The sequence below is a fragment of the Nocardioides ungokensis genome, from assembly GCF_013466985.1.
Classification (GTDB): domain Bacteria; phylum Actinomycetota; class Actinomycetes; order Propionibacteriales; family Nocardioidaceae; genus Nocardioides; species Nocardioides ungokensis.
The window spans coordinates 1,886,300-1,898,120 of sequence record NZ_CP059164.1 but is presented as its reverse complement, the minus strand read 5'-3'; the positions used below and the strand labels follow the sequence as shown (position 1 = coordinate 1,898,120).

Genomic DNA, 11,821 nt, shown 5'->3' with positions numbered 1-11,821 from the left:
CACCCGAAGACGTAGGCCCGGCCATACCGAGGTCGCCGGGCGCGGTCAGCAGGTAGGAGAGGCCGCGCTGGTTGCTCAGGTGCAGCTCGATCTCCGCGTCCGTGGGCCCGGCCGCACTGCCGTCGTACGCCGTGAAGCGCACGGGCAGGCCGTCGCGCAGCAGCGACGCCACGGCGTCCCCGATCGGAAGGGTGGCCCGCTGGGTGCCTCGTTGAGTGAGTGTCATCGTCTCTTCACCGCCTTGTCGTAGAGGCTGGTCAGCCTGTCGTCGGGGTCATACGCCTGCTTCACGGCCGCGAGGTTCGCGCCGTCGTACAGCTGGTCGAAGGTGTCGGGGTCGTAGAACGCCTCCGAGTAGAGCGACTTGTGGCCGCCGAGCTCGTGCACGCGCTCCTCGATGGCGCGGTTGCGCGGGCCGTTCGGGGCGTCCGGACCGACATGCACGGTCCCCCAGAACCCGACGTTCACGTAGGTCGCGCCCCGCCAGCGGTAGGTGGGCCAGTCGCGCCGGGAGACCAGGGGGCACAGCCACACCGGGCGCATGCCGACCTCCTGGTCGAACCAGTCGAGGAACTCCCCGAGCCGTTCGAACCGGCACCTCGACGTCCTGGATGACGCGCTCGCGCAGCGCCGCCCGGCCCGGCGGTCCAGCCGGTCGGCGATCCCCAGGCGGCGGTCCAGGCCGACCAGCTTGTGGTAGACGTCCGAGCGCCGGTATCGGCGCGGCCACAGCCGCCGCACGACGGGGTGCTGGACACCGAACGCACCCGAGCACCAGAACCAGTCGGTGTCCCAGCGCCACAGGTAGTCGTTACATCGTGAGGCAGGTCGGTCCCGGACCCGGCGGCGCGCTCCCGGATCGAGCGGTAGTAGATCTCGTGCCGGTGTAGTCGCTCGGCCCGACCGTGGCACCCACCCCGTCGTCGCGCCGGTCGAGACCGCACGTCGGTCCACGTCGCCAGGGTCAGGTAGTACTCCCCCGGCGCGAAGCCACGCCGTCGAGCCCGTCCACGCGGGTGCCCTCGAAGGACCCCGTCTCGACGATCTCGGCGATGGTCTTGGCCAGCGCACCGGTGTCGTCGAGGCGCACGTGCCGCAGGGCGACGTACGACGGCACCGGCTCGAGCGCGATCCGCAGCCGCGTGGCGTAGCCGAGCGACCCGTAGGAGTTGGGGAAGGTGTCGAACAGGTCGCTGTGCTCACCGTCGGGTCCAGGCCGGCCGTGACCACCGCGCCGGCACCCGTGAACACGTCCATCTCGAGCACCGACTCGTGCGGCAGCCCGTTGCGGAAGCTCGTCGACTCGATGCCCAGGCCGGTGACGGCGCCGCCGAGCGTGATCGTGCGCAGCTGAGGCACGACCAGCGGGATCAGCCGTGCGGCAGGGTTGGCATCGACGAGGTCCTCGTAGGTGCACATGCCCTGCACCTCCGCGGTGCGGGCCGTCGCGTCGACCTCGATCACCCCGGTCAGGCCCGAGACGTCCAGCCCGGGCCGGTGGTGGCCGCACGCGGGCGGAAGAGGTTGGCGTCTTCTTGGCCAGCCGCACCGCGCGCTGCGCGGGATGGCAGCGTACGACGCGCGCAGGCGCTCGACGGCTGCTGCTGCGTTCTGCTCCCAGGCTCCCCCTGTCGTCACTCCAGACACTTACTCCCGTCAGGTGTCGGAAGTGTTTCCCGGGGCCCCTCAGGTGGAGAGTGTCTCCGCCAACGCCATCGGGTCCCCGTCATCCCCGCCGGGGCGACGTCACTGACTGTGAGCGGCCGTGAAAGTCACTGAACCTCCGCCTCCTGGTGCGATGGGCGGTGGGGGCGCACCGCATTACGCCGCGTAGACGCGCTTGACCCCCGGCGAACCCGGGAACCGGGCTTCCACCCCTCGGCGACCACGGGCATCCTGAACCCATGGCAGACACCCCGGCGCCGCGGAGCATGGCAGTTCCGCTGACCGCGTTCACTGCGGGTGCGGTCGTCGCCGTACTCCTCGGGGTGTTCGGGAAGGTGCACAACCCGACGATCAACGGGACGACGACGCTGGGCTTCCGCACCGTCATCGACATGAAGGTGGTGCTCACCACGGCGATCGGGGTGCTCGCCATCCTCCAGGTCATCGGCGCATTGTGGCTGTACGGCAAGCTCGGCATCCGGGCGCCGTCGTGGCTGGGTGCGGCACACCGCATCTCCGGAGCCATTGCGCTGCTGCTGTCGGTGTTCGTCGCGTACCACTGTCTGTGGGCGCTCGGCCTCGAGACCGGCCGGTTCCACGGCGGCCCGAAAGTACCGATGCGCACGGTCGTGCACGGCGTCCTCGGCTGCGCGGTCTTCGGCGCCGTCGTCGTGAAGGTCGCCGCGGTCCGATCCCGGCGCGCGCCTGGTTGGTTCCTGCCTGTGGCCGGTGGCCTGCTGTTCGCCCTGCTCATCGCCGTCGTGCTGACCTCGGCGGGCTGGTACCTCGACACGTTCGGCTGGGCCGGGTACGGGCGGTACTGACGAAGCCGATTCAGTTCTGCGCGACTGAGCTCATCGAGGCGCTCACCGAGATCCGCAACCGCCGCGACCTGGAGATCGCGCAGGACCACGAGCTGGCCTGGGAGCACGGCACCCTGCCCGCTGCCCTGCTCGCCTGAGGTCTATGTCGTCGAGGACGAGCGCAGCACGCCCTTCGGGTCGCCGAGGTGTACGACGACGCCGGCGCCGGCGAGGTCGGCGAGGGCCGCGAGGTCCTGGGCGGCGACGGAACCGGCGTCGGTCAGCACGACGGCCGCCTCCAGACCCGGGAACCGGAGGCAACCGCCATCGCCACGCACACCCCGAGCGCGGAGACCTGCAGGGAGGGCAGGTCGACGGTGGCACCGGCGTACGTGCGGCCGTCGCTGTCGCGGACCGCCGCCCCCTCGGCCGCGCGGGTCCGGGCCCGGGTGGCCCGGGCCAGGGTCACCAGCTTCTTGTCCTCGGCGGACAGGTCACTCGGTGCGCTCACGGATCGCTCCTTCGTCGTGGGCCGCCGCCGGGCCGGGCCCGACCCGGCTGATCAGCACGGTCTCGATCTTGTTCCGCCGACCGACGGTGCCCTCCGCCTCGAAGCGCAGGCCGTGGGCCTCCACGTGCGAGCCCGGGATCGGGACCCGGCCGAGGTGCTTGGCCATCAGGCCACCGACACTGTCGACGTCCTCGTCCTCCACCCGCTCGCCGAAGAGCTCGTCGAGGTCGTCGATCGGGTAGCGCGAGGAGACCCGCACCCGCCCGGGCGCCAGCTCCTCGACGTCGATCTCCTCCTCGTCGTACTCGTCGGTGATCTCGCCGACGATCTCCTCGAGGATGTCCTCGATCGTGACCAGCCCGGCGGTGCCGCCGTACTCGTCGACGACGACCGCGATGTGCTGGCGCATCGCCTGCATCTCGGAGAGCAGTGCGTCGACCGGCTTGGAGTCGGGGACGAAGTGGGCCGGGCGCATCACCTCGTCGATGCGCTGGGTGAACTCCACGTCGGGCGCCTCGAAGTCCCGGCGCACGATGTCCTTGAGGTAGGCGATGCCCACCACGTCGTCGAGGTTCTCCCCGATCACCGGAACCCGGGAGAAGCCGCTGCGCAGGAAGAGCGACAGCGTCTGGCGCAGGTTCTTGTAGTGCTCGATGTAGACCACGTCGGTGCGCGGCACCATCACCTCGCGGGCGCTGGTGTCGCCGAGCTCGAAGACCGAGTGGATCATCTTGCGCTCGCCGGACTCGATGACCGCCGAGGCCTCGGCGAGGTCGACCAGCTCGCGCAGCTCGGTCTCGGTGGAGAACGGGCCCTCGCGGAAGCCCTTGCCCGGGGTGATCGCGTTGCCGACCAGGATCAGCAGCTGCGGCAGCGGCCCCAGGATCCGCGTCACCGCTCCGAGCGGCGCGGCGGAGACCAGGGCGACGCGCTCGGAGTGCTGGCGGCCCAGGGTGCGGGGCGCGACGCCGATCACCACGAACGACACGACCAGCATCACCCCGATGGTGATCAGCACCGTGGGCCACCAGCCGCCGCCGAAGCCGTCGTGGACCTCGAGGGTGACCAGCACGATCGCCGAGACCTCGCACAGCAGCCGCAGCAGCAGGGCGGTGTTGAGGTAGCGCGGCGGGTCGCCGAGCAGCACCAGGAGGCGACCGGCACCGGGCAGTCCCTCCGCCTGGAGCTCCTCCGCCCGGGCGCGCGAGAAGGAGCCGAGCGCGGCATCAGCCGCGGAGAAGGCACCGGCGAGTACGACGAGGGCGGCTGCTACGACGAGCAGCCAGGCATCACCGCTGCTCACCGTCGGCCGAGCCGGCCCGCCACGCGGCGAGCAGCTCGTCCTGGAGACCGAACATCTCCTTGTGCTCCTCCGGCTCGGCGTGGTCGTAGCCGAGCAGGTGGAGGATGCCGTGGACGGTCAGCAGCTCGATCTCGGCGTCCTTGCCGTGACCTGCGGTGATGCCCTGCTTCTCGGCGATGTCGGGGCAGAGCACCAGGTCGCCGAGGACGCCCTCCTCGGGCTCCTCGTTGACCAGGCCGGGGCGCAGCTCGTCCATGGGGAAGGCGAGCACGTCGGTCGGCCCCTCCTTCTCCATCCACTGCTCGTTGAGTCCCGCGATGGTGGGCTCGTCGACGGCCTTGATGCACAGCTCGGCCTGCGGGTGCACGCGCATCCGGTCCATCACGAACCGGCTCAGCGCGGCCAGCTGCTTGACGTCGAGCTCGTGTCCGGACTCGTTGAGCACCTCGATGCTCATCTGGGCCCTTCCTGGCCGGCCTTGGGACCCGCGCCGTTGCCGCGCGCGTCGAACTCGTCGTAGGCCGCGACGATCTTGCCGACCAGGCGGTGGCGCACGACGTCGTGGCTGGTCAGCCGGTTGAACGCGATGTCCTCGACCTCGTCGAGGATGCCCTCGATGATCCGCAGGCCGGACTTGGTGCCCGAGGGCAGGTCGACCTGGGTGACGTCGCCGGTGACCACGATCTTGGAGCCGAAGCCCAGGCGGGTCAGGAACATCTTCATCTGCTCCGGCGAGGTGTTCTGCGCCTCGTCGAGGATGATGAACGAGTCGTTGAGCGAGCGGCCACGCATGTAGGCCAGCGGCGCCACCTCGATGGTCCCGGCTGCGAGCAGCTTCGGGATCGACTCGGGATCGATCATGTCGTGGAGCGCGTCGTACAGCGGTCGCAGGTAGGGGTCGATCTTCTCGCTCAGCGTGCCGGGCAGGAAGCCGAGCCGCTCCCCCGCCTCCACGGCCGGGCGGGTGAGGATGATGCGGTTGACGTTCTTCGACTGCAGCGCCTGCACCGCCTTGGCCATGGCGAGGTAGGTCTTGCCGGTGCCGGCCGGGCCGATGCCGAAGGTGATCGTGTGCTTGTCGATCGAGTCGACGTAGCGCTTCTGGTTGAGCGTCTTGGGGCGGATCGAGCGGCCGCGGTTGCTCAGGATGTTGAGCGAGAGGACGTCGGCGGGGCGCTCGGTGGTCTCGGCGCGCAGCATGCCGAGGACGCGCTCCACGGTCTCGGCGGTGACGCCCTGGCCGGTGCGGATGATCGTCACCAGCTCGTCGAGCAGCCGCTCGGCCAGCGCGACCTCACCGGGCTCGCCGTACAGCGTGATCCGGTTGCCGCGGACGTGGACGTCGGCCTCGAAGGACCGCTCGATCAGGGCGAGGTGCTCGTCCCCGGGTCCGAGAAGGCTGACCATGTTGATGCTGTTGGGAACGACGACGGTGTGCCGGGTCGGGTACGTCGTCGGGGTCCCGTCCTGTCGATGCGTGTCAGTCATGGATGCCCGGGTGGGGCGCCTTCCGGTCGGGGTGAGCGAGCCCCTCCATGTTACGGGAGGTGGTCGCGTCGGCCCACCCGCTTTGCGCGGGTCACCGACGAGCGCCGGCCCCCGGAGTCGAGCCGGGGGCCGGCGCTGGTGCGGATCAGGCGGACTGGGTCACTGCGTGGGCAGCGAGCCGTTCGACTCGTGCAGCACCCCACAGGCCGCCGGGTCGGTCGCCTCGGCGGGCAGGCTGGGGTCGAGGTCGCTCTTCCCCGCGCTGAAGTCGTACTTGCCGTTGTGGTTGTAGTCGATGCCGTGGATCACCACGACGGCCTTGCCGTTCGCGATCGCGTGGGCCAGCTTCTTGCCGATCCCGATGTTGCGGTCGTAGTGGATCTGGTGCTCGGGCGCGGTCGGGAACCGGTTGACCGCCAGCGTGCTCTTCGGCGAGGTGTCGCCGTGCTTGGTCAGCGACACCTTGACCGGGCCGTACGCCGGCAGGCCCTCGACCGTGTTCAGGCGGTGGTCGGCGTTCGAGTCGTCCCTCACCGTGGGGCACTCGTGGCGGGCCTGGGCACCGAAGTGGATGTGCATGGCGTGCGGCATGCCCTTCAGCAGCCGCTTCGCGTCGACCGACACGTCGATCTTGCGGCCGTTGACGGTGACCGTGGAGATACCGGTGGCGCCGGAGTTGTTCAGCGAGTGCAGGGTGGCCTTCGTGTCGGTGCCTCCGAGGCTCGGGGTCGCGCCGCCGCCGGCGGCGTGCGCCGACAACCCGGCGGTGCCGCCGATGAGACCGGCCGACGAGAGCAGGAGGGCCCCCGCTGCGAGCTGCTTCTTCTTGCGCGTGAGATGCATGAGCGGTGTTCTCCAGTAATCGCCCGAGAGGGCGGTTGGGAATGGTGCCTTGCGGTAGTCGTTCGCGACGCACGTCACACCGGATTGGCCCGCACCTCCACGAATCCGGGGTCGCGCGAAACGCGGCGCGGGTCACGGGGGGCGCCTACCGTGGTGGCAGGAGGGAGGGGCCATGAGGGAGACGTGGGACGACGCGTACGACGACTTCGACGACCACGACGACGACACGTCGCCGTACTGGGAGGCCGGGAACCGGATGCCGCACGACGCCCGGGCCATGGGCCTGACCCACCACGTCCCGGACGGGGCCCTGCTCGACTTCGCCGGTGCGCTGGACTCCGGGAAGCGCCTGCACCGGGTCACCGCGTGGGTGATGCTCGTGGTCTTCGGGATGCCCGTCCTGCTCTACGTGCTGAGGCTGGTGCTGGCGGTCCTGCCCGGGTAGGGGTCGTCCGTCAGTCGAACGCCACCTGGAGCATCCCGAGGCACATCTCGTCGGTGGTGCCCTCACCCCACACGACGTACCGCTCCGGCTGCCCCTGGAACGCCGGCAGCCTGTCGCGCAGCCACTGCACGTGGCGGCAGGTGACCTTGACCGTGTCGAGCGGGTCGAGGTGGACCGGCGCGATCGGCTTGGCTCCCTGGTTGTCGAAGTTCCAGATGGGGATGCGCAGGATCGTCCGCGCCTCGGGCGTGCCGGGGTTGGTCTCGATCCGGATCGAGCGTCCCAGCAGGTGCATGTGGCCGGCCACGCCGAGGATCGTCATCGCGCGTGGCACCCGACGGGTGCAGGACGTGACCTCCGAGGGCACCGGCTTGCCGCCGCACAGGAAGTAGAGGAGGTCGGCGGTGGAGCCCGGTCCGGCGCCGAAGCGGGCCTTCACGTCGGCCACGGCTGCGTCGCGGTCGCACAGCGGGGACGAGTCGTGACCCGGTCGGCACGGGAGCTCGACCGGCGCCGGCAGCAGCACCGTGTGGAGGGGTGTCAGGCCGGCCGACTGCGGCGCCACCCGCAGCTGCGCGGACGAGGTGTCCGGGCTGTCGCCGGCCAGCAGGTTGTAGTGGACCTGCATGATGATCCGCGAGCCCTTGGCGAGGTCGACGCCGTAGCCACGCTTGGCCACCGTCTCCTTGCCACCGGGAGCCCACGCCCCGAGCCAGTTGGCGTCGTCGAGGTTGGTGAAGTCGCCCGCCAGGCCGGTCCCGCCGAAGCAGGTCCACCCCTCTCCGGGCTGGCTCGCGTCCATCCGCCGCGCCTCGGCGACCTGCTTCGGGTCGACCCGGAAGAGGATCACGTGGTGGACGACCTCGGGGTTGCCGGGCAGCACGTTGGTGCCGGTCAGGAAGGTGTCGCGCTTCAGGTGCGGGTCGAGCAGGAAGCAGCGGTAGTCGTCGGTGCCGACCCCCGTGGGGGCCGACGGCGTGTAGGCCTCCGGCATCGTCACCGTCAGGCGCTTCTCGCCGGGACGCAGCGGGACCAGGGTGCCGGGCCGGGCTGCGGGTGCGGCCCGGCTCGTGGCCGACGCGGACGGCGTACCAGCGCTGGTGGACGGCCCCCCGGAGGAGGACGCCCCTGCCTGCCGGTTGCTCTCGGTCTCGCCCGGCCCACAGGCCGCGAGCAGCACGACCGCGACGGCGGCCGTGATCGCCCGCAGGCAGGCGGTCCTCATCCCGGTGGCCAGGTCATCGGGCGACCCGCGAGCAGGTGCAGGTGGGTGTGGAAGACGCTCTGGCCGACGCCCTCGCCGGTGTTGAAGACGATCCGGTAGTCCGCGTGGCCCTCGGCGGCCGCGACCGCCGCCGCCACCCGCAGCAGCTCGGCCGAGGCCTCGGGGTCCCCGTGGGCCAGCTCGGCGGCGTTGGCGTAGTGGGCGCGCGGGACGACGAGGACGTGCGTGGGGGCCTGGGCGTTGATGTCGCGGAACGCCACGGCGTGCTCGGTCACGTGCACGACCTCGGCGGGGATCTCCCCCGCCACGATCTTGCAGAACAGGCAGTCGGGTGGCGTGGCCATGTCTCTCCCTCTCGTCGTGCTCATGCTGTCACGAACTTCCATGAAACCTCTCCCGTCACGCGTGTAAACCCCCGGGCCCCGTCGCGCGTGGCACTAGCGTGATGACCCATGCGACGGCGCCTCCTCTCGGCCGGTCCCGAGGGACCGCCCCGGTGAGGCCGTCCGCCGGGGGCGCGAGTCGCGGGTGGAGCGCCGACGAGGCCCTCGAGCAGCTGTACGCCGTGCACTGGCGTCGGCTGGTCCGGCTCTCGGTGCTGCTGGTGCGCGACGTCGGGACCGCCGAGGAGGTCGTCCAGGACGCCTTCGTCGCCGTCCACGCCCGCTGGTCCCGGCTGCGTGATCCCGACCTCGCCCTGGCCTACCTGCGCCAGGCCGTCGTCAACCGCTCCCGGGACGCGCTCCGGCACCGCGCCGTCGTCGCCCGGCACGTGGAGCGCCAGACGGTCCCCCCGAGCGCGGACGGGGCCGACGAGGTGACGCTCGCCGGCACCCGGCGCGACGCCGTTCTCGATGCGATGCGCGTGCTCCCCAGGCGCCAGCGCGAGGTCCTGGCCCTGCGCTACTACCTCGACCTGTCCGAGGCGGAGATCGCCGACACCCTCGGCATCAGTCGCGGCGCGGTCAAGAGCCACGCGTCGCGCGGCACCGCGGCGCTGCGCGACCTGCTGGCCGACCACTGGCTGCGCGACAGGGAGGACCGGTCATGACCGACCCCCGCCATCCCGATGAGGCCGGGCCCGACGAGGCCCGGCTCTCCGAGCTGCTCACGGACGCCGTGTCCGACGTGGAGCCCCGCGAGGCGCTCGACTCCATCCGCACCCGAACGAAGGGGACCCCGATGTCCGCTCGCCGCCCCTGGACCTACGCCGTCGGCGGTGCCGTCGTGGCCACCGCCGCCCTGATCGCGACCGTCGCCTTCGCCGGTGACCAGCTCGGTCTGACCGGCTCCGGCGACGACGGCGCCCCCGTCACCACCCACCACTCGCGGCACCCGGGCAAGGGGCACGGCAGCAGGACCCCGAGCGAGAGCCCCTCGGCCAGCGGCGAGCCGTCGCCCTCCTCCTCCGGCCCGACGTCGATGACGCTCGCGGCGTACTACCTGGGCGAGACGCCCCAGGGCACGTTCCTCTACCGGGAGTTCCACCGCGTCGAGGCAGCCGACCGGCTGCAGGGCGCCCTCGACCTGCTGGCTTCGCAGCCGGCGGACCCGGACTATCGGACCCCCTGGCAGCCGGGCGACCTCTCGGACCCGTCGGAGAGCGACGAGTTCGTCGACGTCACGGTGGCTGACTCGCTGGCCGAGCGCCCCGCCGGGATGAGCCAGCACCAGGCCGAGGAGGCCGTCCAGCAGGTCGTCTACACGCTGCAGGCCGCGGTCCAGTCGCGGAAGCCGGTGCGCTTCTCGACCGACACATTGTTCGGCATCGACACCACCGAGCCGGTGACCAACGCCGACCCGCTGGACGTGCTGGCCATGGTCAGCATCACCTCGCCCGAGGAGGGCGCCACCGTGAGCGGCAGCTTCCGGGCCAGCGGGGTCGCGAGCTCCTTCGAGGCCACCGTCGGGTGGGAGATCCGGCAGGGCGACACGGTCGTGAAGCAGGGGTCCGCCACCGCCGAGGGCTGGCTGGACAAGCTCTACCCGTGGCAGACCACGGTCGACGTGTCCGGCCTGGCCCCCGGCACCTACACCTTCGCCGCGATGACCGACGACCCGTCCGGCGGCGAGGGCGGCGGCCCCCAGGTGGACACCCGCACCATCACCGTCCAGTGACGCCGAGTCGGCGCTCGTTGACACCCCGGGACGCCGTAGGTTGACCGTCGTGCAGCTCGTCGTCGTCGAGAGTGACCAGGTCGACGCCGCGACCCGCCAAGCCCTGAGGGCGCTCTGGGACCGGGCCTTCGGTGACCGGTTCAGCGACGAGGACGCCGATCACGCGTACGGCGGCGTGCACGTGCTGGCATGCGCGGGCGACCGCCTCGTCGGGCACGCCAGCGCCGTGCCTCGGCGGATCAGGTTCGGGGACCTGCCCTGGCGCACGGTCGGCTACGTCGAGGCCGTGGCCACCGATCCCGACCACCAGGGCAGGCACGTCGGTCTGCGAACCATGGAGCGGCTCCACGAGGAGATCCGCTCCTGCTGGCCGGTGGCGATGCTCTCGACCGGTCGCGCGACCGGCTTCTACGAACGACTCGGCTGGGAGCGGTGGCGCGGGCTCTCCTGCACCCGGACCGCGACCGGCGTCGTACCCGACGGCGAGCACGGTGGGCTCATGATCCTGCGCTGCGACCCGTCGTTCGTCACGGACCTCTCGGTCACGGTGACCTGCGAGGACCGACCCGGCGACGCCTGGTGAGGGAACCCGCCCGGGCAATCGCTTGACCTTGACGCAGCGTCAACCCCGCACGCTGCTCCCATGACAGTCAACGACACCGCCATCGAGGTCACCGGGATCACCAAGTCGTACGGCGACCAACCGGTCCTGCGCAGCCTCGACCTCACCGTTCCCGCCGGCACCGTCTACGCCCTGCTCGGGCCCAACGGCGCGGGCAAGACCACCACGGTCCGCATCCTCTCCACGCTCGTCAGCGCGGGCGCCGGCGACGCCCGGGTCGCCGGGTACGACGTCAGGACGGCCCCCGACGGCGTACGGCGCGCCATCGGCGTGACCGGACAGTTCTCCGCGATCGACGAGCTGCTGACCGGCCGGGAGAACCTCCGGCTGATGGCAGACCTCGCGCACCTGCGCGCCTCCGAGGCCGGCGCCCGGGTGGACGAGCTGCTGGCCAGGTTCGGGCTTGCCGAGGCCGCCGACCGGCGCGCCGCGACGTACTCCGGCGGCATGAAGCGCCGGCTCGACCTGGCCATGACGCTGGTCAGCCGACCGCGGGTCATCTTCCTCGACGAGCCGACTACCGGGCTCGACCCACGAAGCCGGCGGGACCTGTGGCAGATCGTGCGCGAGCTGGTCGAAGACGGCGTCACGATCCTGCTCACCACGCAGTACCTCGAGGAGGCGGACCGGCTCGCCCACACCGTCGGGCTGCTCGACGGCGGCCGCCTGGTCGCGGAGGGCACGCCCGCCGAGCTCAAGGCCCGGGCCGGCGGGGAGACCCTCGACGACGTGTTCCTCGCGCTGACCGGCCACGCCGCCACCACCGACGACGAGAACGAGACGGAGACCCTCCGATGA

The 11,821-nt window shown here is 71.4% G+C and carries 14 protein-coding genes and 1 pseudogene; 6 read left to right on the top strand and 9 right to left on the bottom strand.

The window, feature by feature from the left end:
• Positions 1-222: 222 nt before the first annotated feature.
• Positions 223-1,638 (bottom strand): annotated as a pseudogene (locus H0S67_RS28040) (FAD-binding oxidoreductase).
• 266 nt (positions 1,639-1,904) lie between these two features.
• On the opposite strand from H0S67_RS28040, the gene H0S67_RS09330 reads away from it, so the two are divergent.
• A complete protein-coding gene (locus H0S67_RS09330) occupies positions 1,905-2,489 on the top strand; it encodes a DUF6529 family protein (protein WP_219635593.1) in 585 nt (194 codons plus the stop codon).
• Between the two features lie 140 nt (positions 2,490-2,629).
• Here H0S67_RS09330 and H0S67_RS28035 read toward each other — a convergent pair whose 3' ends face one another.
• The 6 genes from H0S67_RS28035 to H0S67_RS09305 form a co-directional block, all read right to left on the bottom strand.
• Positions 2,630-2,755 carry a hypothetical protein gene (locus H0S67_RS28035; protein ID WP_425489904.1) on the bottom strand — a complete coding sequence of 42 codons (126 nt, stop codon included), beginning with the start codon at positions 2,753-2,755 and terminating at the stop codon, positions 2,630-2,632.
• Positions 2,749-2,979 (bottom strand): hypothetical protein, encoded by a 231-nt coding sequence (locus H0S67_RS09325; protein WP_425489903.1) that lies wholly within the window; start codon positions 2,977-2,979, stop codon positions 2,749-2,751. The genes H0S67_RS28035 and H0S67_RS09325 overlap by 7 nt, the downstream gene beginning before the upstream one ends.
• Entirely contained in the window at positions 2,963-4,282 is a 1,320-nt protein-coding gene (locus H0S67_RS09320; protein ID WP_180936360.1) for a hemolysin family protein, read from the bottom strand. Before H0S67_RS09320 ends, H0S67_RS09325 begins: the two co-directional genes overlap by 17 nt.
• On the bottom strand, positions 4,269-4,739 hold the full coding sequence (gene ybeY / locus H0S67_RS09315; RefSeq protein ID WP_180936359.1) for an rRNA maturation RNase YbeY: 471 nt from the start codon (positions 4,737-4,739) through the stop codon (positions 4,269-4,271). The genes H0S67_RS09320 and ybeY overlap by 14 nt, the downstream gene beginning before the upstream one ends.
• The gene (locus H0S67_RS09310) at positions 4,736-5,770 is read right to left on the bottom strand and encodes a PhoH family protein (RefSeq protein WP_180936358.1); all 1,035 of its coding nucleotides are present in this window, start codon (positions 5,768-5,770) and stop codon (positions 4,736-4,738) included. Before H0S67_RS09310 ends, ybeY begins: the two co-directional genes overlap by 4 nt.
• A 159-nt stretch (positions 5,771-5,929) precedes the next feature.
• The gene (locus H0S67_RS09305) at positions 5,930-6,613 is read right to left on the bottom strand and encodes a hypothetical protein (RefSeq protein WP_180936357.1); all 684 of its coding nucleotides are present in this window, start codon (positions 6,611-6,613) and stop codon (positions 5,930-5,932) included.
• Positions 6,614-6,785: 172 nt separating this feature from the next.
• On the opposite strand from H0S67_RS09305, the gene H0S67_RS09300 reads away from it, so the two are divergent.
• Complete coding sequence (locus H0S67_RS09300; protein WP_180936356.1) at positions 6,786-7,058, top strand: hypothetical protein; 273 nt, start codon at positions 6,786-6,788, stop codon at positions 7,056-7,058.
• A 10-nt stretch (positions 7,059-7,068) separates the two neighbouring features.
• Here the strand turns inward: H0S67_RS09300 and H0S67_RS09295 are convergent, their stop codons facing one another.
• Both H0S67_RS09295 and H0S67_RS09290 read right to left on the bottom strand, forming a co-directional pair.
• Entirely contained in the window at positions 7,069-8,283 is a 1,215-nt protein-coding gene (locus tag H0S67_RS09295; RefSeq protein WP_180936355.1) for a hypothetical protein, read from the bottom strand.
• Positions 8,280-8,627, bottom strand: a complete 348-nt coding sequence (locus H0S67_RS09290) for an HIT domain-containing protein (RefSeq protein ID WP_180936354.1) — start codon at positions 8,625-8,627, stop codon at positions 8,280-8,282. The genes H0S67_RS09295 and H0S67_RS09290 overlap by 4 nt, the downstream gene beginning before the upstream one ends.
• Before the next feature lie 152 nt (positions 8,628-8,779).
• On the opposite strand from H0S67_RS09290, the gene H0S67_RS09285 reads away from it, so the two are divergent.
• The 4 genes from H0S67_RS09285 to H0S67_RS09270 are packed head-to-tail and all read left to right on the top strand — an operon-like array spanning position 8,780 to position 11,821.
• Positions 8,780-9,334, top strand: a complete 555-nt coding sequence (locus tag H0S67_RS09285; RefSeq protein ID WP_246355246.1) for a SigE family RNA polymerase sigma factor — start codon at positions 8,780-8,782, stop codon at positions 9,332-9,334.
• Complete coding sequence (locus H0S67_RS09280; protein ID WP_180936352.1) at positions 9,331-10,401, top strand: Gmad2 immunoglobulin-like domain-containing protein; 1,071 nt, start codon at positions 9,331-9,333, stop codon at positions 10,399-10,401. The genes H0S67_RS09285 and H0S67_RS09280 overlap by 4 nt, the downstream gene beginning before the upstream one ends.
• A gap of 49 nt (positions 10,402-10,450) precedes the next feature.
• The gene (locus H0S67_RS09275) at positions 10,451-10,984 is read left to right on the top strand and encodes a GNAT family N-acetyltransferase (protein WP_180936351.1); all 534 of its coding nucleotides are present in this window, start codon (positions 10,451-10,453) and stop codon (positions 10,982-10,984) included.
• Between the two features lie 60 nt (positions 10,985-11,044).
• Entirely contained in the window at positions 11,045-11,821 is a 777-nt protein-coding gene (locus tag H0S67_RS09270) for an ABC transporter ATP-binding protein (RefSeq protein WP_180936350.1), read from the top strand.